Annotated in this window: 17 protein-coding genes; all 17 read left to right on the forward strand. The window is 38.8% G+C overall.

Going from position 1 to position 20300, the window contains the following annotated elements; genetic code table 11:
• Positions 1 to 3 precede the first annotated feature (3 nt).
• Positions 4 to 2262: a penicillin-binding protein gene (locus ACRPLQ_RS01180; RefSeq protein ID WP_165635174.1), complete on the forward strand. Its 2259-nt coding sequence runs from the start codon at positions 4 to 6 to the stop codon at positions 2260 to 2262.
• A 69-nt stretch (positions 2263 to 2331) separates the two neighbouring features.
• Positions 2332 to 4248: a stage V sporulation protein D gene (locus tag ACRPLQ_RS01185; protein ID WP_013084856.1), complete on the forward strand. Its 1917-nt coding sequence runs from the start codon at positions 2332 to 2334 to the stop codon at positions 4246 to 4248.
• 211 nt (positions 4249 to 4459) lie between these two features.
• Positions 4460 to 5923 carry a UDP-N-acetylmuramoyl-L-alanyl-D-glutamate--2,6-diaminopimelate ligase gene (locus ACRPLQ_RS01190; RefSeq protein ID WP_028411475.1) on the forward strand — a complete coding sequence of 488 codons (1464 nt, stop codon included), beginning with the start codon at positions 4460 to 4462 and terminating at the stop codon, positions 5921 to 5923.
• Positions 5924 to 5984: 61 nt separating this feature from the next.
• Positions 5985 to 6959: a phospho-N-acetylmuramoyl-pentapeptide-transferase gene (mraY, locus tag ACRPLQ_RS01195; protein ID WP_013058961.1), complete on the forward strand. Its 975-nt coding sequence runs from the start codon at positions 5985 to 5987 to the stop codon at positions 6957 to 6959.
• Positions 6960 to 8309, forward strand: coding sequence for a UDP-N-acetylmuramoyl-L-alanine--D-glutamate ligase (murD, locus tag ACRPLQ_RS01200; RefSeq protein ID WP_028411474.1), 1350 nt, complete (start codon positions 6960 to 6962; stop codon positions 8307 to 8309).
• A 61-nt stretch (positions 8310 to 8370) separates the two neighbouring features.
• Entirely contained in the window at positions 8371 to 9471 is a 1101-nt protein-coding gene (spoVE, locus tag ACRPLQ_RS01205) for a stage V sporulation protein E (protein ID WP_013058959.1), read from the forward strand.
• 540 nt (positions 9472 to 10011) lie between these two features.
• Complete coding sequence (gene murB / locus ACRPLQ_RS01210; RefSeq protein WP_165635175.1) at positions 10012 to 10917, forward strand: UDP-N-acetylmuramate dehydrogenase; 906 nt, start codon at positions 10012 to 10014, stop codon at positions 10915 to 10917.
• A 153-nt stretch (positions 10918 to 11070) separates the two neighbouring features.
• Positions 11071 to 11829 carry a cell division protein FtsQ/DivIB gene (locus ACRPLQ_RS01215; RefSeq protein WP_165635176.1) on the forward strand — a complete coding sequence of 253 codons (759 nt, stop codon included), beginning with the start codon at positions 11071 to 11073 and terminating at the stop codon, positions 11827 to 11829.
• Between the two features lie 427 nt (positions 11830 to 12256).
• A complete protein-coding gene (gene ftsA / locus ACRPLQ_RS01220) occupies positions 12257 to 13552 on the forward strand; it encodes a cell division protein FtsA (protein ID WP_013058956.1) in 1296 nt (431 codons plus the stop codon).
• A gap of 41 nt (positions 13553 to 13593) precedes the next feature.
• Positions 13594 to 14751, forward strand: a complete 1158-nt coding sequence (gene ftsZ / locus ACRPLQ_RS01225; RefSeq protein WP_013058955.1) for a cell division protein FtsZ — start codon at positions 13594 to 13596, stop codon at positions 14749 to 14751.
• Positions 14752 to 15027: 276 nt separating this feature from the next.
• A complete protein-coding gene (gene spoIIGA / locus ACRPLQ_RS01230) occupies positions 15028 to 15951 on the forward strand; it encodes a sigma-E processing peptidase SpoIIGA (protein WP_014458377.1) in 924 nt (307 codons plus the stop codon).
• Positions 15952 to 15981: 30 nt separating this feature from the next.
• Positions 15982 to 16701 (forward strand): RNA polymerase sporulation sigma factor SigE, encoded by a 720-nt coding sequence (gene sigE / locus ACRPLQ_RS01235; protein ID WP_013058953.1) that lies wholly within the window; start codon positions 15982 to 15984, stop codon positions 16699 to 16701.
• 148 nt (positions 16702 to 16849) lie between these two features.
• A complete protein-coding gene (gene sigG / locus ACRPLQ_RS01240; RefSeq protein ID WP_013058952.1) occupies positions 16850 to 17629 on the forward strand; it encodes an RNA polymerase sporulation sigma factor SigG in 780 nt (259 codons plus the stop codon).
• 345 nt (positions 17630 to 17974) lie between these two features.
• Positions 17975 to 18229: a YlmC/YmxH family sporulation protein gene (locus ACRPLQ_RS01245; protein ID WP_013058951.1), complete on the forward strand. Its 255-nt coding sequence runs from the start codon at positions 17975 to 17977 to the stop codon at positions 18227 to 18229.
• Positions 18230 to 18303: 74 nt separating this feature from the next.
• On the forward strand, positions 18304 to 19125 hold the full coding sequence (gene pgeF / locus ACRPLQ_RS01250) for a peptidoglycan editing factor PgeF (RefSeq protein ID WP_154991816.1): 822 nt from the start codon (positions 18304 to 18306) through the stop codon (positions 19123 to 19125).
• Between the two features lie 7 nt (positions 19126 to 19132).
• The gene (locus tag ACRPLQ_RS01255; protein WP_028411471.1) at positions 19133 to 19816 is read left to right on the forward strand and encodes a YggS family pyridoxal phosphate-dependent enzyme; all 684 of its coding nucleotides are present in this window, start codon (positions 19133 to 19135) and stop codon (positions 19814 to 19816) included.
• Between the two features lie 16 nt (positions 19817 to 19832).
• Entirely contained in the window at positions 19833 to 20297 is a 465-nt protein-coding gene (locus ACRPLQ_RS01260) for a cell division protein SepF (RefSeq protein WP_028411470.1), read from the forward strand.
• Positions 20298 to 20300 lie beyond the last annotated feature (3 nt).

Here is a 20300-nt window from a genome sequence, read left to right on the forward strand (position 1 = left end):
GCGATGACTACGCCAAGAAAAAATAGCAATATTAGTACAGGAGCAGCAATATTAATTTTAATATTTGCATTGCTCTTTTTTGTATTAGCCATCAGGTTCTTTTACATCCAAGCGACGGGTAAAGCAAATGGAGAGGTTTTAGCCGAAATTGCACAAAAACAGCATACGCGAACGTCCAAAATTGAAGGACAGCGCGGTACGATTTACGATCGAAATGGAGAAGCAATCGCCCAAGACACGGGTGCTTATACGGTTGTGGCGATTTTGAAGGAGTCGCAGTCAGAAGATAAAAAACATCCACAGCACGTGGTAGACCCTGAAAAGACAGCTGAAAAGCTAGCGCCGCTACTGAATATGGACGAATCAAAAATTGAAAGCATGTTAACGAGAGGAATTAAAAGGAAGGCATTCCAAGTAGAACTTGGCCCAGGCGGACGTGATATTGATAACGTGCTAAAGCAAAAAATTGAGAAGCTAAATCTCCCGGGCATCACGTTTTTACGCGATTCGAAGCGCTTCTATCCAAACGGTGTATTTGCCTCAAGTATTTTAGGATATGCACAAAAGGATGATACGGGCAAAATCGTAGGGAAAATGGGAATTGAAAAAGTATTTGATAAGCAGCTTTCTGAAGAAGATGGATATGTGAAATACGAAGCTGCTAAAAACGGAATTAAGCTTCCGGATCCAAAAGAGTCAATTGTAGCTCCTAAAAATGGAGACAGCGTTACGCTTACGATTGATGAAAAAATTCAGACGTTCTTAGAAGATGCGATGACAACAGCAGCTAAAGAGTACAAACCAGAAGAGCTAATGGCAACGGTAGTAAATCCGAAAACTGGTGAAATTTTGGCGATGTCAAACCGACCTTCATTTGATCCAAATATTCGTGATATCACTTCTTATCGCAATCCGTTTGTTGAAAACAGCTATGAGCTTGGTTCAACGATGAAAATCTTTACGCTAGCAGCCGCGATTGATGCAGGCGTTTATAACGGGGAAGACCGCTATCAGTCTGGGTCTTATAAAGTAACGAAAAACAGCGTTCCAATTAACGATCACAACGCTGGGGTCGGCTGGGGAGCTATTACATTTAATGAAGGAATCCAAAGGTCTTCAAACGTAGCGGTCGCTATTTTGGCCAATGAAAAACTGGGCACCGATCGTTTGTATAAATACTTAGATAAGTTTGGATTTATGGATAAAACGGGGATTGACTTGCCAAACGAAGCTTCCAGCAAATTAGTAACGAAGTACCCGAGAGATCGAGTTACTACTGCGTTTGGACAGGCATCTGCTTTTACGCCTATTCAAGAAATTCAAGCGGCTACTGCGATTGCAAATGACGGCAAGATGATGAAGCCTTATGTGATTAAACAAGTAGTCGATGAAACAAATAAAAAAACGATTAAAAAAACGAAACCTACCGTGGTAGGACAGCCAATTTCTAAAAAAGCAGCGAATGAGACGCTAGGTATTTTAGAAACCGTTGTTTCTTCAGAGAATGGAACAGGAAAACCATACGCGATTGAAGGGTATGATGTTGCTGGAAAAACCGGTACAGCTCAAATTCCTGGTCCCAACGGAGGTTACCTGCATGGACATGGGAAAAACTTTATTTCCTTTATGGGCTTTGCACCGGCAAAAGATCCAAAGCTGCTTGTCTATGTAGCCGTTAAAAATCCGACTCTCAAGCCCCAAGAGGCAGGGAGTGAACCCCTTGTTGCTGTATTTAATCCGGTTATGAAGAATAGTTTACAGTACTTAGGTGTAGAGCCTACTAAGAAGGATGAAGATGGGAAAGAAACGGAAGAGAAGAAAGTGGATTCAGAAATTAAGCTTAAATCTTACGTTAATGAATCAGTTGATAGTGCCGTGAAAGACTTAAAACAAAAAGGCCTTATTCCTGTTGTAATAGGTAAAGGAGATACGGTGGAAAGCCAATTACCGACTGCTGATACAATTATTACTGGACAGCGTGTGTTCATTAAGACAAACGGAAAAGCCACAATGCCTGATCTAACAGGTTTTTCACATCGTGACGTTATTCGCTTTAGTGAATTTGTCAACGTTCGACCTAGCGCACTTGAAAATGGTTATGTTGTAAGTCAAAGTATTAAAGCGGGAGATCCGCTAAAATCAGGAACGTACCTGAAAGTGGAACTTGAAACGCCTAAAGAATTTTCAAGCACGTTAAATAAGTTAAAAGAAACAGAAAAAAGTGAATCTGACAGTAAAAAAGACGATAAGCAACTTGACTAGAAAATAAGTTCTAGTGAATCCTGTACAAGCATATATTGGAACGAGCCGATTCAGAGGAGGTTCTAATATATGCGGGTATCAGGAGTCACAGTTCGTAAAAGGCTAGCCATTGTTTTGTTTGTCGGTTTTATTGTGTTTTTGATTATTGATACAAGGCTTGGATATGTACAGTTGCTGACTGGGGATACGCTAACTGAAAAAGCCAAAGACTTATGGAGTCGGAATATTCCTTTTGAACCTGAAAGAGGAAAGATACTAGATCGCAATGATGTGGCACTTGCTACAAATAAAAGTGCACCGACCGTTTTAGTTATGCCAAGACAAGTTGAAAATCCAGCTGTTACGGCTGAAAAGTTAGCAAAAGTGCTGGGAGCATCAAAAGAAAAAGTATATGAACAAATAACAAAAGCTTCTTCTAGCGTATATTTGCGTCCTGAAGGAAGAAAAATTTCACATGCGAAAGCAAATGAAGTGCGAAATTTAAATTTAAAAGGCGTATATATAGCTGAGGATTCGAAGCGGTACTATCCGTTTGGAAGTTATTTGTCGCATGTATTAGGCTTTGCGGGAGTAGATAATCAAGGGTTAACGGGCCTTGAATTATATTATGATAAAGAGCTAAAAGGACAAAAAGGTTCAGTTAAATTGTATTCTGATGCTAAAGGTAAAAAGATGCCCAATATAGCCGATGACTACACAGCGCCTGTGGACGGGCTCGATTTGAGATTGACCATTGATTCACGTGTGCAAACAATCATGGAGCGTGAGTTGGATAATGCTCAGACAGCTTATAATCCAGATGGTATGATTGCCATTGCCATGAATCCTAAAAACGGTGAAATTTTAGGTATGTCAAGTCGTCCGGGCTTTGATCCGACGGATTTTAAAAATGTGAAGCCTGAGGTGTATAATCGCAATCTTCCAATCTGGAGCGTATATGAGCCCGGATCAACGTTTAAGATTATTACACTGGCAGCTGCTCTTGAAGAAAAGAAAGTGGATTTACTAAAAGATCAATTCTACGATGATGGAGCCGCGGAAGTTGGAGGAGCGAGACTTCGCTGCTGGAAAAAAGGCGGACACGGACAGCAGTCTTTTTTAGAAGTTGTACAGAACTCATGTAACCCTGGTTTTGTGGAGCTTGGGGAACGTTTAGGAAAAGAGAAATTGTTCAAATACATTAAAGAATTTGGCTTTGGTCAAAAAACAGGTATTGATTTACAAGGGGAAGCAAAAGGAATTTTGTTCCCGCTTGAGCGCGTGGGTCCGGTTGAACAAGCTACAACAGCTTTTGGGCAAGGGGTTGCTGTTACTCCTATTCAACAAGTAGCTGCTGTTTCAGCAGCCGTAAACGGTGGAACGCTTTATGAACCTTATATTGCAAAAGAGTGGGTGGATCCAACTACCGGAAAAGTTGTAAGCAGTCATAAACCGGTTGCTAAGCGAAAAGTTATTTCCGAGGAAACGTCTAAGCAAGTGCGTTTTGCTCTTGAAAGTGTAGTCGCGCAAGGAAGCGGAAAAGGAGCTTTTGTGGAAGGGTACCGCGTTGGAGGAAAGACGGGTACGGCGCAGAAAGCTCAAAATGGAAAGTATTTAAAAAATAATCACATCGTTTCTTTTATCGGTGTTGCACCAGCAGATAACCCTGAAATTGTCGTGTATGTTGCGGTTGATAATCCAAAGGGCACCATTCAGTTTGGTGGAGTGGTAGCAGCTCCGATTGTAGGTAAAATGATTGAAGACAGTTTGCGTGTGATGGACGTTAAACCGCGTAAAGGACAAATTGAAAAAGAGTTAACGTGGCTGGACACACCAATGATAAAAGTACCAAATGTCGTAGGAATGTCAAAAAAAGAGTTACAAGAACAGCTACTTAATTTAAAATTAGATGTGAGTGGCGAAGGAGATAAAGTGGTCAAGCAGTCTCCTGCAGCCGGAACGAAAGTTAAAGAAGGCGAAACGGTTAGAATTTATATGGGAAAATAAAAATCTCTATAAACTATTATTCTTCCTTGCATGATAATCAGCAGGTTACGCTGCGTGTGAACATGAAATCAACAAATAAGCCTTGGGGGTGTTCCCTCCGGGCTTCTTTTTCTGTAAAATGTAATAGGTTAGGTGCTAGAAAAAGAAGAATAGTTGCCATAGCGTCTTATAACAAACGTTTCACTTTACAAATAGAGAGGACATGGTAGGAATGGATTTACGAGAACTACTAACACATTTACATGATTTTGTTCAGCTTCCTGAACAGAATATTGATATTACGTCAATTGAAATGGATTCAAGAGAAGTTAAGCCCGGAGCATTGTTCATTTGTATAGACGGCTATACGGTTGATGGTCATAGCTTTGCACAGATGGCTGTGGAAAAAGGGGCAGTAGCAATCTTAGCAGAAAAGCCTGTGGATGTAGAAGTGCCCGTTGTACGCGTGAAGAGTACAAAGCGAGCAATGGCAGTGCTGGCGGATGCTTTCTACAATCAGCCCACACAAAAAATGCATTTAATTGGTGTAACAGGCACAAATGGAAAAACAACGATTACACATTTAATTGAGCATATCTTTAAATCACAGCATAAAAAGACGGGTCTAATTGGAACGATTGAAATTCGTATTGGTGATACGTCTTATGATGTGAAAAACACAACGCCTGAATCGCTGACTCTTCAAAAAACATTTAATCAAATGGTGGAAGAGAATGTAGAAGTAGCGATGATGGAAGTATCATCTCACGCGCTTGACTTAGGACGCGTACACGGGTGCGACTTTGACGTGGCGGTATTTAGTAACTTAACGCAAGATCACCTCGACTATCATCATACAATGGAAGATTATCGTCGTGCGAAAGGGTTGCTATTTGCACAGTTAGGAAATGCTTATAACCATACTCGTCCTAAATTTGCTGTTCTTAATGTCGATGATGCGGCAACCGAGGAATATATTAAAAACACGGCTGCTACAGTGATTACGTACGGTATTGACCGTGAAAGTGATATTCGTGCAACGAATATTCAAATTACAAACAGCGGCACAACGTTCGATTTGACAACACCGACAGAAACGGTTTCTGTAGAAATGAAGCTTATTGGGAAATTTAGCGTCTACAACGTATTAGCGGCTACGGCTGCATGTTTAGTATCTGGTCTCCCTCTGTCAGTTATTGTCGAGGAAATAAAAGTGTTAGAAGGTGTGTCTGGGCGTTTTGAAGTGGTTGATGCGCAGCAAGATTTTACGGTTATCGTGGATTATGCCCACACGCCGGACAGCTTAGAGAACGTGTTAAAAACTGTAAAAGAATTCGCAAAACGCAATATATATGTTATTGTTGGTTGTGGCGGAGATCGAGATCGTACAAAACGACCAATCATGGCTCGGATTGCAGCTGAATACAGTACACAAGCTATTTTGACATCTGATAATCCACGAAGTGAAGATCCATTGGCTATTTTAAAAGATATGGAAGAAGGTTTGGATACAGATAACTATGTGACGATTGCTGATCGTGCAGAAGCTATTCGCTATGCAGTGGAAACAGCGCATGCAGATGATGTTATTGTCATTGCTGGAAAAGGGCACGAGACCTATCAAATTATTGGTAAAAAAGTATTCGATTTTGACGATCGAGAAGTAGCACGCAAAATGATTGAGGAGCGAAAGTAGTAATGAAATGGGTAGAGAACAAAATGAGTCGGAATGAGTTAGAAGTTAAGGAGGGGACATCGTGCTAGAACAATCAATTTTATTGACAATCGGCGTAGCCTTTTTGATTACGGTTGTATTGTCGCCGATTTTTATTCCCTTCTTAAGAAGATTAAAGTTTGGTCAAAGTATTCGTGATGAAGGCCCGAAATCTCACCAAAAAAAATCAGGTACACCTACAATGGGCGGTATCATGATTTTATTATCTATTATTGTGGCAACTCTTATTATGGTCAATCAATATGCAGAACTTACATATAAGACGTTTCTATTATTATTTGTCACAATCGGATTTGGTTTATTAGGATTTTTAGATGATTTTATAAAAGTAGTGTTAAAGCGTAACCTTGGATTAACATCTAAACAAAAGTTTTTAGGTCAGGTTGTCATTTCAATTATTTTTTACTTTATTGCAAGACAGTTTGAGTTTTCAACTGAAGTGACGATTCCAGGAATTAAAGACCCAATCGATTTAGGTTGGTTTTATGTTGTTTTCCTCATCATCTGGCTTGTTGGTTTTTCAAACGCGGTCAACTTAACGGATGGATTAGACGGACTTGTATCTGGTACAAGTGCGATTGCTTTTGGTGCATTTGCAGTTCTCGCCTGGAATGCAGAGCAGTTTGAACTATCTATTTTCTCAGTTGCTGTAGTAGGAGCTGTGTTAGGATTTTTAGTTTTTAATGCCCATCCTGCAAAAGTATTTATGGGAGATACGGGTTCTTTAGCGCTAGGAGGAGCTATCGCTACGGTGGCTGTCTTAATGAAAATGGAATTCTTGCTTGTTATTATCGGTGGTGTGTTTGTTATTGAAACATTATCTGTTATTATTCAAGTCGCATCTTTCAAAACAACAGGAAAACGTGTGTTTAAAATGAGCCCGCTTCATCACCATTACGAGCTAAGCGGCTGGTCGGAATGGCGCGTAGTTATGACTTTTTGGGCTGTAGGACTATTATTTGCAATGCTTGGAATTTATATCGAGGTGTGGATTTAAATGAAATCAGTCAATACGTATCAAGGTAAACAAGTACTTATTTTAGGATTAGCCAAGAGCGGTTTAGCAGCCGCTCAGTTAGTTAAACAGCTTGGTGCTAAAGTAGTCGTTAATGATCAAAAACCGTACGAAGAGAACGCAGCAGCACAGGAGTTAGAAAAAACGGGCATTGAAGTTGTCTGTGGACATCATCCGCTTGAGCTTTTAGACAAAGCGGACGTTATTGTAAAAAACCCTGGGATTCCGTATTCAAATGTTCTATTGCAAGAAGCATTAAAGCGACATATTCCGATTTTAACAGAGGTAGAATTAGCTTATGAAATTAGCGAAGCTCCTTTTATCGGAATTACGGGAAGCAATGGGAAGACAACAACAACAACGCTCATTTATAAAATGTTAGAAGAAGATCAAAAGCAGCCGTTGATTGCTGGAAATATTGGAACAGTAGCTTGTGAAGTGGCGCAAAAAGCAACAAAGGACAATGTAATTGTAACGGAGCTTTCTTCTTTTCAGCTGATGGGAATTGAAAAATTCCGTCCGAAAATCTCTTTATTATTGAATTTGTTTGATGCTCACTTAGACTATCATGGTACAAAAGAGGAATATATTAAAGCGAAAGCAAATCTCTTTAACAATCAAACAAGTGAAGACTTTGCCGTTATTAATGCGGATGATGAGCTAGTGATGAAAGCTAGTGCAAATATTAAAGCGACAAAAGTACCTTTTTCTGTTACAGCTCAAACGACAGAAGGAGCGTATATTAAAAACGAAACGATTTTCTTTAAAGATGAAGAAGTGATGTCGTTAAAAGATGTGGTGCTGCCAGGCAAACATAATCAAGAAAATATTTTAGCAGCTGTATCCGTTGTGAAGCTGTACGGCTGTTCAAATGAAGCTATCTACTCCGTGCTCACAACGTTTGCTGGTGTTAAACACCGCGTTCAATATGTCACGACAATCAACAAACGTAAGTTTTATAATGACTCTAAAGCTACAAATATGCTTGCTACAAAAGTAGCTCTTTCCGCTTTTTCACAGCCGACGATTCTACTTGCAGGCGGACTCGATCGCGGCAATGAGTTTGATGATTTAAAAGAAGAGTTTAAAAATGTGAAAGCTGTTATTACGTTTGGTGAAACGGCTCCTAAAATTGAACGCGTAGCCAAAGAAGAGGGAATACAAATTGTAAAACGTGTCGATAATGTTAAACAAGCAGTTTCAGAAGCATATGCTTGTTCAGATGAAGAAGATGTTATTTTATTATCTCCTGCTTGTGCAAGCTGGGATCAATTTAAAACTTTTGAAGAACGTGGTGACATCTTTATTGAATCTGTGCATAAACTGAAATAAGGGCTTGTCTAAACACCTAGAAAATACACTAGCCCTAATCTATTTTTAGAGGTGTGTGACAGTGTCGACAAAAAGGTCTACCCCAGATTTTTTTCTCATAATCGTTACGCTTTCCTTGCTAACCATCGGCCTTATCATGGTATACAGTGCAAGTGCGGTATGGGCTACATACAAGTTTAATGATTCTTTTTTCTTTGCTAAACGCCAGCTCTTATTTGCAGGGCTTGGAGTATGCGCGATGTTTGTCATCATGAATATTGATTATTGGATGTGGCGTACGTGGGCAAAGCCAATTGTAATCATTTGCTTTGTTATGCTGGTACTTGTATTGATTCCGGGAGTAGGGCTAGTACGGAATGGGTCGCAAAGTTGGATAGGAGTTGGAGCGTTTTCGATTCAGCCTTCAGAATTTATGAAGTTTGCTATGATTATATTTTTAGCGAAATATTTATCAGAAAACCAGAAGAAAATTACATCCTTTAGAAAAGGAATGTTACCGGCGTTATTACTGGTTTTCTTACCGTTTGGCATTATTATGATGCAGCCGGATTTAGGAACTGGAACGGTGCTTGTTGGAACTTGTTTAGTCATGATTTTTGTTTCAGGAGCAAAGGTAAGTCACTTTGCAGGTCTTGGGTTGCTTGGCGTTGCCGGTTTTGTAGGGCTTGTTTTATCAGCTCCTTATCGGATTAAACGCATCACCTCATTTTTAAATCCTTGGGAAGATCCGCTTGGAAGCGGGTTTCAAATCATTCAATCTCTTTATGCAATTGGGCCGGGGGGATTGCTTGGATTAGGGTTAGGGCAAAGTAGACAAAAGTTCTTTTATCTGCCGGAGCCTCAAACTGATTTTATTTTTGCTATTCTGGCAGAAGAGCTCGGTTTTATCGGCGGAACACTTGTGCTACTTTTGTTTAGCTTATTGCTTTGGAGAGGAATTAAAGTAGCGCTGGGAGCACCTGATCTTTACGGAACGTTCTTAGCCTTAGGAATTATTTCAATGGTTGCGATTCAAGTCATGATCAATATAGGCGTGGTAACAGGTCTTATGCCTGTTACGGGAATTACGCTTCCATTTTTAAGTTACGGCGGATCGTCGCTGACGCTCATGCTGGCAGCAGTTGGAGTTTTGTTAAATGTTAGTAGATATTCTCGCTATTAATTGAAAAAAATTGTATAATGTCAAGTAGGCAATGGTCTACTGAAGTAAACCGTCATCTTAAATCCAAGTGCACGCCGGATTTTGTTGGCGGTTTATTTTCGATTTTTTACAGATAGATGATATTTTTGTATGAAATGTTTTTAAAATGTAATGTTGTGATAACCAATTTTGAGTCCAACTATGGTATGATGTGTAAGGTTAAATGTTTTATCTTAGTGAGTAGGTGAACGTATGTGCACTTATGAGCGTAGCGTTTTTTTATGACTGTCAGCATGTGTTTAACTTCTAAATGAAAAACGATAAAAAAACAATCAAAATTACTTTATATAGCAGATGAACGTACATTCTATGGGTGAATGTCATACGATAAATAAAAATGATGAAATTGACAACAGAATAGAGTGCCTTCGTAGAAAAAAGGTATCTTACAAGGTGCTGCTGCTTAGTTATGAATCTGTTCTTATTATTCTTATGCATTAGAAGTAAGGGCGCATTGACATGAAAGTTTTATAACAGCAAAGAGGGTTTTAGGAGGTTCTTATGGAAGCGTTAGTAAAAGAGTTAGTCGAAGCGAATATTGGAAAGGTTCGTGAAAATGAACCGCTAGCAAAACATACAACAATGAAAATTGGTGGTCCAGCAGATGTGCTTGTAGAACCTGATTCTGTTAATCACTTAAAAGTTACAATGGATATGATTAAAAAACACGGCGTGAAATGGAGAGCGATTGGTCGAGGATCTAATCTTCTTGTTTCTGATAAGGGAATTGAAGGTGTGGTCATTAAGCTCGGAGCCGGATTAGATGATTTAACAGTAGATGGAGAGACGGTTACTGTAGGTGGGGGATACCCTAGCATCAAGCTTGCAACAGTTATTACAAAACAAGGTCTGTCTGGATTGGAGTTTTCAAGTGGAATTCCTGGATCTGTGGGAGGCGCTGTTTATATGAATGCAGGTGCCCATGGTTCTGATATGTCTCATGTAGTCGAAAAAGCGCTGATTTTATTTGAAGATGGCACTCTGGAGTGGCTGACAAATGAAGAGCTTCAATTTTCGTATCGTCATTCCATTCTACAAAAAGACCGTCCTGGAGTATGTGTAGAAGCTGTGCTGCGTTTGAAAAAGGGAACGAAAGATGATATTGTGGCGGTCATGCAGAAAAATAAAGACTATCGCCGTGAAACACAGCCTTGGAATTTCCCTTGTGCAGGAAGTATTTTTAGAAATCCGCTTCCAAATTATGCAGGAGACTTAATTGAAAAGTCCAACTTAAAAGGTTTTTCAGTAGGCGGTGCGCAAATTAGTGAACAGCATGCGAACTTCATTGTCAATACAGGAGATGCAACGGCTTCAGACGTGCTGAATTTAATTGCTCATGTTAAGAAAACAATTAAAGAGAAATTCGATATTGATATTCATACAGAAGTTGAGATTATCGGTCGCTAATTACTCAGCCCTTCGCTGTATGGTTATGCGTGAAAAGGTAGCTTTTATGTGTTTATTCTATGCTATAATGGGGATATTCTCATGAAGCAAAGATTGGAAATAAATAGATGGTAAGTCCTCGTTTATTTTCTCAAATGGATAAGGGTGAAAAAAATGGAAAAAGGTAAGTTAATTGTTTTAGAAGATCGTGTACCGAAGCTGCAAGAACAGCGAAAGCAAAAAGCAAATAGACGGCTTATTTTGTATTTATCACTCTTTTTCATCCTTATTTTATTTATTGTATATTCTCAATCTTCTCTGAGTAATGTTTCTAACATTGAAGTACAAGGGAATAAACATGTAAGTGATAAGGATATTGTCAAAGCGAGTGGTCTGTCCAAAAAAACCAGCTACTGGAAAGCTGACGCTGATCAAATTCAAGAAAAAGTCGAAAAAAACCCTGAGGTAAAGGAAGCTGTCATTCATAAAACATTTCCTAATAAGGTTGTAATCGACGTAAAAGAGTACGCAAGAATTGCATATGTAACCTCGGGGAATAAATATTTCCCTGTGAATGAAAATGGAAAAGTTTTAAAAGAAGTAAGTGTTAAGAAAGTGTCATCCGACGCTCCGTTGCTAATTGACTGGAAAGACGGAGACGCTATACAAAGCATGGTTCAAGAATTAGCTAAAACGCCTAAGAGTATAAAAGGGGCTATTTCTGAGATTTACTACGCGCCGACAAAATCAGAACCTCTTCACATCGAGGTGTTTATGAATGATACGCGTGAAGTAAGCGGGAAAATTAGCAACTTCTCTGATAAAATTATTCATTACCCAGCTATTGCAAGTAAATTGAGTGATGATCAAAAAGGCATTATTGATTTAGAAGAAGGATATGCATTTAAACCTTATAAAAAGAGCAAACAGTAATTATTTTTTATAAGTGTTAATTAAAGGAAATAGATGAGTTGAGACTGGCAAACTAGCCCTTGTACATTGTATAATCACATGCAAGTATTCTGCATACATATGATTTTCTTCTCCGCTGCTGTGAAATGGAAATGTAATATTTGTTCTAGGTAAGTTTCGCTTTTCTCAGTGTACATCTTAGTGTAGACTTGTAGTTAAATAGCTTTTTTTCAGTGAATTTGAGGCTTAAATCTAAAAAAAAGTCAAAACAAGAACGTTTTGTTCTTTGAAAGAGATAAAGTCTGTGAAAAACTTGAAAAAAATTGATTTTACAAAAGGGAAACAGATGTATTTGTTGAATATTTTCATATAATAAAAAATTAATATTGTTGTTCTTCTTAATTTATTTAAGATGACATGTGCAGAAAGAAAAAGGAGGTGCCAAAGAATGAACAGCAATGAAATATACGTTAGTTTAGACATCGGTACATCCAGTGTGAAAGTAATCATCGGAGAGATGAGTAACGATTCATTGAATATCATTGGTGTAGGGAATGTTAAATCACACGGACTAAAAAAAGGTTCTATCGTTGATATAGATGCAACAGTTCAATCTATTAGAAAAGCAGTAGAACAAGCTGAACGAATGGTAGGCATTACAATTAAAAAGGTTGTAGTGGGCATAAGCGGAAATCATGTATTTTTACAGGATTGTCACGGAGTAGTAGCCGTGTCAAGCGAAAATCGTGAAATTACAAACGAAGATATTCATCGAGTAATTGATGCTGCTCAAGTCATGTCTATCCCGCCAGATCGTGAAATCATTGATGTTATTCCAAAGCAATTTATCGTAGATGGCTTAGAAGGTATTAACGATCCTAGAGGTATGATTGGGGTACGTTTAGAAATGGAAGGCACAATCATAACAGGATCTAGAACGGTTTTACATAACTTATTACGCTGTGTAGAAAGAGCTGGTTTAGAAATCAGTGATATTTGTTTACAGCCTCTAGCCGCTGGTTCAATTGCATTATCTCGTGATGAAAAAAACTTAGGTGTCGCACTGGTAGATATCGGTGGAGGTTCAACAACGGTTGCGATCTTTGACCAAGGACATTTGAAAGTAACAAATGTACTAGCTGTTGGCGGAGAGCACATTACCAAAGATTTATCGATTGGCCTTCGCACATCGACTGAAGACGCGGAAAATATTAAGATAAAGCATGGACATGCTTTCTACGATCATGCTTCTGAAGAAGAAGTATTTAGTGTACCGATCATTGGAAGCGATCAGCATCAGCAGTTTAATCAGCTCGAAATCTCTGATATTATTGAAGCTAGATTAGAAGAGATTTTAGATATGATTACGCAGGAGGTAAACCGCCTAGGATACAAAGATATTCCAGGAGGATTTGTTCTAACAGGCGGAGTAGTAGCGATGCCTGGTATTCTTGAGCTAGCTCAAGTGATTTTAAAGAATAACGTGCGCATAGCAGTGCCTGATTATATTGGAGTACGTGAGCCGCATTATACAACAGGCGTAGGATTAATAAAATTTGCATACAAAAATGCTAAAATACAAGGCCGGGAAATTGGAGCGCCAGTTGTGGAAGAAGAGCCGATTGAGCAAGAAATGATCAAACCTAGCCCGAAACCACAGCAGCCGCAACAATCAGCTGAGCAGCCGAAAAAGAAAAATGACCAAAATTTAATGAAGAAGTTTTTTGGATACTTCTTTGATTAACGTTACGGATTGGTAATTTCGAAGAATTAGGAGGAACTATCATGTTGGAGTTTGATACAAGTGTAGACCAATTAGCGACGATTAAAGTAATCGGTGTCGGAGGCGGCGGTAACAACGCGGTTAACCGAATGATTGAACATGGCGTCCAAGGTGTAGAATTTATTGCAGTTAATACAGATGCACAGGCATTAAATTTATCAAAAGCTGAAACAAAAATGCAAATCGGCGCTAAATTAACAAGAGGATTAGGTGCAGGTGCTAATCCAGAAGTTGGTAAAAAAGCAGCTGAAGAAAGTAAGGAACAAATCCAAGAAGCACTAAAAGGTGCAGACATGGTTTTCGTAACAGCTGGTATGGGTGGAGGAACTGGAACTGGTGCAGCTCCAGTCATTGCCCAAATTGCTCGTGAGCTAGGAGCACTAACGGTAGGCGTTGTTACTCGTCCATTTACGTTTGAAGGCCGTAAGCGTTCTACTCAAGCGGCAGGCGGCATTGCGTCAATGAAAGAAGCAGTGGATACGCTGATTGTTATTCCAAATGATCGCTTATTAGAAATCGTTGATAAAAACACGCCAATGCTAGAAGCGTTCCGTGAAGCGGATAACGTATTACGACAAGGTGTGCAAGGTATTTCAGATTTAATCGCAGTTCCTGGATTAATTAACTTAGACTTCGCGGACGTGAAAACAATTATGTCTAACAAAGGATCTGCACTTATGGGTATCGGTATTGCGACTGGTGAAAACCGCGCTGCTGAAGCAGCTAAAAAAGCTATTTCAAGTCCACTTCTTGAAACATCTATCGATGGAGCTCAAGGTGTATTAATGAATATCACAGGCGGTACAAACCTAAGTCTTTACGAAGTACAAGAAGCTGCAGATATCGTTGCTTCGGCTTCTGACCAAGAAGTGAACATGATCTTTGGATCTGTTATTAACGAAAACCTAAAAGATGAGATTGTTGTTACAGTTATTGCAACTGGCTTTAGTGACCAAGATTTATCACAGCCAAAACCAGGTCGTCCTTCGTTATCGGCGAATCGCATGCAGCAATCGACACAGCAACCGGCTCCACAGCCGAAGCGTGAAGTAAAGCGTGAAGAACCTGTACAGCAAGAATATACGCGTCCATCTCAGCCACAGTCTGAAGATGCGCTAGATATTCCAACATTCTTACGAAACCGTAATCGTAGACGCTAAGAAAATAAAAAGCCAAGACCTCTGTTTTATACAGAGGTCTTTTTTTATGCAATGAATCTAGAAAACTCAAAAAGAGTATAAAAAACATTCGACATGGTCAATATGACGCCTTCAAAGGGTTTGTGTTTTCTTTCTAAAAGTAGTGTGACAAATATCGAATGATTTCCTCAAAAATACTGCTTGTTTCTCGGCATGAACTGACAGACTTTCTAATAGGATGTACTATATACTAATTTTTAACAGAAAAATTCAGAAAGAATGGAGAGGTTATAAACATTGCCAATCTATTTAGATTTAATATGGATGCTGAATTTTGGGTTAGATACGATCTTACTAATGTTATGTGCTGTTGTACTTAAACGGAATTACAAGTGGTGGCGGCTTTTGCTTGGCGGCTTTATCGGTTCATTGATTGTCCTTCTTATGTTTACACCTTTTTCTCATCTTATGGTTCACCCTGCTATTAAAATTTTATTCTCGTTTTTTATGGTATTGATGGCGTTTGGTTATAAACGACTGCGCTTTTTCTTTGAGAATTTATTAACGTTTTATTTTGCAACCTTTGTTGTGGGTGGAGGGTTAATGGGCGTTCACTTTTTATTTCAAGATCAGTTCCTTGTTCTTAATCAAATGGTTGATACGAAATCTCCACAGTTTGGTGATCCTATTAGCTGGATATTTGTTCTTATTGGTTTTCCGCTATTATCTTATTTTTCAAAAGCACGAGTTGATGATTTGCGAATGAAAAATATTACATTTGATCAGCTGGTAGATGTAGAAGTTATTTTAAACGAACAGACGCTGTCGATGAAAGGACTTATTGATAGTGGGAATCAGCTTGTAGATCCGCTGACGAAAACCCCGGTTATGATTGTTACAGCAGATTCTTTAAAAGAAATATTGCCTGAAGGCTTAATGGAATTAAGCAAAAATGTTCAATCCTTTTCACACAGCGAAGATATTGATCAAGAGTGGTATTCAAAAGTCCGCTTTGTCCCTTATCGAAGCGTAGGCCAAGCCAATCAGCTGCTGCTTGCTCTAAAGCCAGATATGGTAAGGCTGGTTCATCAGTCCAACACGATTGAAGTCACTAAAGTATTAGTAGGTATTAGTCATACAACGCTTTCAGTGGAGAAGCAATATGAATGTATTGTTCATCCGAAGCTTATCGTTATTGGAGAAGTAAGTTCCGCATCGTAAAAGGTGTGAACAAATAAAGGAGGATACAGAATGGCTACATATCGAATTCGATTTCAATTATGGTGGTACAAATTATTAATTAAACTTAAGTTAAAAACAGATGAAGTGTACTATATAGGAGGAAGTGAAGCTCTTCCACCGCCTTTAACAAAAGATGAAGAAGAAGTACTTCTGAAAAAACTCCCATCAGGAGATGAAGCAGCACGTTCACTATTGATTGAGCGTAATTTGCGACTGGTTGTTTATATTGCCCGCAAGTTTGAAAATACGGGAATCAATATTGAGGATTTAATTAGCATCGGCACCATCGGTTTAATTAAAGCAGTAAACACGTTTAATCCTGAAAAGAAAATTAAGCTAGCGACGTACGCCTCTCGCTGTATTGAAAATGAAATTTTAATGTATTTGCGCCGCAACAATAAAATTCGATCTGAAGTTTCATTTGATGAGCCGTTAAATATTGATTGGGATGGAAACGAACTGTTATTATCTGACGTGATGGGAACCGAAGAAGATATCATCACAAAAGACCTGGAAGCGAATGTAGATCGAAAACTTTTGCTGAAAGCACTGCACCAATTAAATGATCGTGAAAAGCAAATTATGGAGCTGCGCTTTGGGCTAGCCGGCGGAGAAGAAAAAACGCAAAAAGATGTAGCCGATATGCTAGGCATTTCTCAGTCTTATATTTCAAGGCTCGAAAAACGAATTATTAAACGGCTGCGAAAAGAATTTAATAAAATGGTTTAAGTAAAAAAGCTGATTGTATAAGGGCTGAGAAGCATCTTATACAATCAGCTTTTTTAGCGTGGAATTGTCAGAATTGTAAAAGTGCATATTTTTTCCTCCGGAGGAGATACTGAATTCAGAACATCATCTCCTGTTAGGAGGGAAAGAGTTGACAAGAAATAAAGTAGAAATTTGTGGAGTAGATACTTCGAAACTTCCCGTATTAAAAAATGAAGAAATGCGAAAGTTGTTTAAACAAATGCAGGCTGGAGATGGAACAGCAAGAGAAAAGCTAGTAAGCGGAAATTTACGTCTCGTACTCAGCGTGATCCAACGTTTTAACAATCGTGGAGAATTTGTTGATGACTTATTTCAGGTTGGGTGTATTGGATTAATGAAATCCATTGACAATTTTGATTTAAGTCAAAACGTGAAGTTTTCTACATATGCTGTCCCAATGATTATAGGGGAAATTCGCCGCTATTTACGTGACAATAATCCAATCCGTGTTTCTCGTTCCCTTCGTGATATTGCTTATAAAGCTCTTCAAGTTCGTGAAAGGCTTATGAGTGAAACATCCAAGGAACCTACAGCTGAGGAAATTTCAAAAGTCCTAGAAGTACCGCATGAAGAAATTGTGTTTGCTTTAGATGCTATCCAAGATCCGGTTTCTTTATTTGAACCTATTTACAATGATGGCGGAGACCCAATCTATGTGATGGATCAGCTAAGCGATGAACGCAACCGTGATTCAACTTGGATTGAAGAAATTGCTTTGCAAGAAGGTATGAGAAGATTGAACGAGCGAGAAAAACTAATTTTACGAAAGCGCTTCTTCCAAGGTAAAACACAGATGGAAGTTGCTGAAGAAATTGGTATTTCTCAAGCGCAGGTTTCTCGTTTAGAAAAAGCTGCTATTAAACAGATGAATAAAAATATTCAAAGTTAACAAAAGCTCTCTAAACTGGCAGCTGCTCTTGTTCATACAATCAATACCATTCACTTTATTTGATGTTCAACTTAATAAGCATCGTGTCTATAAAAACAGACATGATGCTTATTTTGTATGTATCAATGAATACATAACCAAAAGATATTCATGTTAGATTTCCTATTGCTATGAGGACTTCTCGCTGCTTGTTGAGAATGTCTCTTGATGAAAAACTGTGTAATTAGTGAACAAAATGCTTATAGAAAGAGAATGGCAGAGAAAAAATAAGCTTTTCCTTCATGAAATGAAAATTTGAAAATATATATAGGCTAAGGAATAAAGTTGGCTATAGGAGGAGAGAGCATGTTAAAGATTTCAGAGTTTCAGCTGAAAGATGTAGTGAATGTAGCTGATGGCAAAAAACTTGGAAATGTAGGGGATATTGATATTGACTTAACAACGGGAAAAATACAGGCCGTCATTATCGGAGGCTCTCGTGTATTGGGCTTCTTTGGCAAAGATGATGAAATTGTGATTCCGTGGAAAAATATTGTGAAAATTGGTTCCGATGTCATTTTAGTACGTTATAAAGACGCATTTCAGCCTGAAGAGAATTAGTTTTTTGTCAACAGCACCTAGCAATCTGTGGTACAATATGTGAGAACAAATGAAACAAGGGATGTGTCACATACATGAATCCTGAGCCATTAAAAAAAAGCCATCACGAGTCGTTTATGTGGCTGAGCCCTTGGGTAGAAAAGAATGATATGCTTGTTGCTGGTTTCACCACAAAAAATGGTGGCGTGAGTAAACCTCCATTTGCTTCTTTTAACCTAGGGCTTCACGTAAACGATAACGTAGAAGATGTTATTACAAATAGAAAAATTTTAGCAGCCGAACTAGACATGTCTTTTGAAAGCTTTGTATGTGCTGAACAAGTACATGAAGCAACTGTTCAAAAAGTAACAAAAGCCGACTGTGCAAAAGGACTCTACAAGTATGAAGAGGGCATAAAAGCAGCGGATGGCATTTATACAAATGAATCTGATATTTTGTTAGCTTTATGTTATGCAGATTGTGTTCCGCTGTACTTCTATGCGCCTGATCACCATTTAGTTGGTCTTGCTCATGCTGGGTGGAAGGGAACAGTAAAAGATATTGCAGGAAATATGATTCGGCTGTGGGTAGAGCAAGAAAATGTTCCGGTTGAAGATATTTACGTGGCGATTGGCCCTTCGATTGAAGATTGCTGTTATGTTGTCGATAACCGCGTCATTACACAAGTAAACGAAGTAGTTGGCCAAAATGGATATCAAGAAGTAAGCCCTGGACAATACGCGCTTAATTTAAAAAAAGTCAATAAGCTGCTGATTCAAAACGCAGGCGTATTGCCGGAACGAATTTTAACATCGTCGTATTGTACAAGCTGTGAAGATGACCTGTTCTTCTCACATCGCCGCGACCAAGGGAAAACAGGACGCATGTTTAACTTCATAGGCTTTAAGGAGGAGTAATTACATAGTGACAGCTAGCGTAAGTGAAAATCTAGAAGCAGTTCAACAAACAATTGCTGAAGCATGTAAAAAAGTTAATCGAAATCGAGAAGATGTAGAGCTGATTGCTGTAACAAAATACGTTTCCACAAAACGAGCAGCAGAAGCAGTGGATGCAGGCATTTTACATCTTGGAGAAAACAGGGATGAAGGTCTTCTAGAAAAGTATGAATCAATCGGTGAGAAAGCGACCTGGCATTTTATCGGAAGCTTACAAACAAGAAAAGTAAAAAATGTGATTGATAAAGTTGACTATATTCATTCACTAGACCGATTATCTTTAGCAAAAGAAATTGATAAACGTGCAGGACATCGTATAAAATGTTTTGTACAAGTTAATGTTGCCGAAGAACAATCAAAGCATGGCCTTGCTGTAGAAGAGGTAATTCCATTTATTCAATCTCTTGAAACATTTACAAATATCCAAGTAGTTGGATTAATGACCATGGCTCCTCACACAGATGACGAGTCCTTGCTTCGCAGCTGTTTTCAAGGTCTAAAGAAATTGCAGGATCGTATACAAGAACTAAACCTCCCGTATGCACCTTGTACGGAGCTATCAATGGGAATGTCAAACGATTATGCAATTGCAATTGAAGAAGGAGCAACATTCATTCGACTAGGAACCACGCTAGTTGGGAATGAACGTTAAGGAGGTGTAATTCAAGATGAGTATGAAAAATCGCTTTAGAAGTTTTTTTGCTCTTGATGACGATACTGAATATGTAGAAGAACATTACGAACAAGAAGAGTCGGTAGAAGAGCCTGTACAGCAGTCGAGACCAGTGAAAGCTAGTCAGCAGCCGAATCAGCAGCAAAACGTGATTAGCTTACAAAGCGTTCAAAAATCATCAAAAATGATGCTTTGCGAACCTCGCGTCTATGCCGAAGCACAAGAAATTACGGATCATTTAAAAAATCGTAAAGTCGTAGTTGTTAATTTACAGCGCATTCAACGAGATCAAGCAGTGAGAATTGTCGACTTTTTAAGTGGTACAGTTTATGCTTTAGGCGGGGACATTCAAAAAATTGGAACCGACATCTTTTTATGTACACCTGATAATGTAGACGTAAGCGGAAGCATTTCAGATATGATGGGAGAACACGATACAACAAACGTAAAGAGGTGGTAGTTT

Origin of the sequence: Priestia sp. TRN 1309 (assembly GCF_050846875.1) — a bacterium.
Taxonomy (GTDB): domain Bacteria; phylum Bacillota; class Bacilli; order Bacillales; family Bacillaceae_H; genus Priestia; species Priestia zanthoxyli.

Bases quoted from the DNA above. Each gene is read 5' to 3' on its own strand.
- ACRPLQ_RS01180 (WP_165635174.1), top strand. From the start codon at position 4: ATGACTACGCCAAGAAAAAATAGCAATATTAGTACAGGAGCAGCAATA.
- ACRPLQ_RS01185 (WP_013084856.1), top strand. From the start codon at position 2,332: ATGCGGGTATCAGGAGTCACAGTTCGTAAAAGGCTAGCCATTGTTTTG.
- ACRPLQ_RS01190 (WP_028411475.1), top strand. From the start codon at position 4,460: ATGGATTTACGAGAACTACTAACACATTTACATGATTTTGTTCAGCTT.
- murD (WP_028411474.1), top strand. From the start codon at position 6,960: ATGAAATCAGTCAATACGTATCAAGGTAAACAAGTACTTATTTTAGGA.
- murB (WP_165635175.1), top strand. From the start codon at position 10,012: ATGGAAGCGTTAGTAAAAGAGTTAGTCGAAGCGAATATTGGAAAGGTT.
- ACRPLQ_RS01215 (WP_165635176.1), top strand. From the start codon at position 11,071: ATGGAAAAAGGTAAGTTAATTGTTTTAGAAGATCGTGTACCGAAGCTG.
- ftsA (WP_013058956.1), top strand. From the start codon at position 12,257: ATGAACAGCAATGAAATATACGTTAGTTTAGACATCGGTACATCCAGT.
- ftsZ (WP_013058955.1), top strand. From the start codon at position 13,594: ATGTTGGAGTTTGATACAAGTGTAGACCAATTAGCGACGATTAAAGTA.
- sigE (WP_013058953.1), top strand. From the start codon at position 15,982: ATGGCTACATATCGAATTCGATTTCAATTATGGTGGTACAAATTATTA.
- ACRPLQ_RS01245 (WP_013058951.1), top strand. From the start codon at position 17,975: ATGTTAAAGATTTCAGAGTTTCAGCTGAAAGATGTAGTGAATGTAGCT.
- pgeF (WP_154991816.1), top strand. From the start codon at position 18,304: ATGAATCCTGAGCCATTAAAAAAAAGCCATCACGAGTCGTTTATGTGG.
- ACRPLQ_RS01260 (WP_028411470.1), top strand. From the start codon at position 19,833: ATGAGTATGAAAAATCGCTTTAGAAGTTTTTTTGCTCTTGATGACGAT.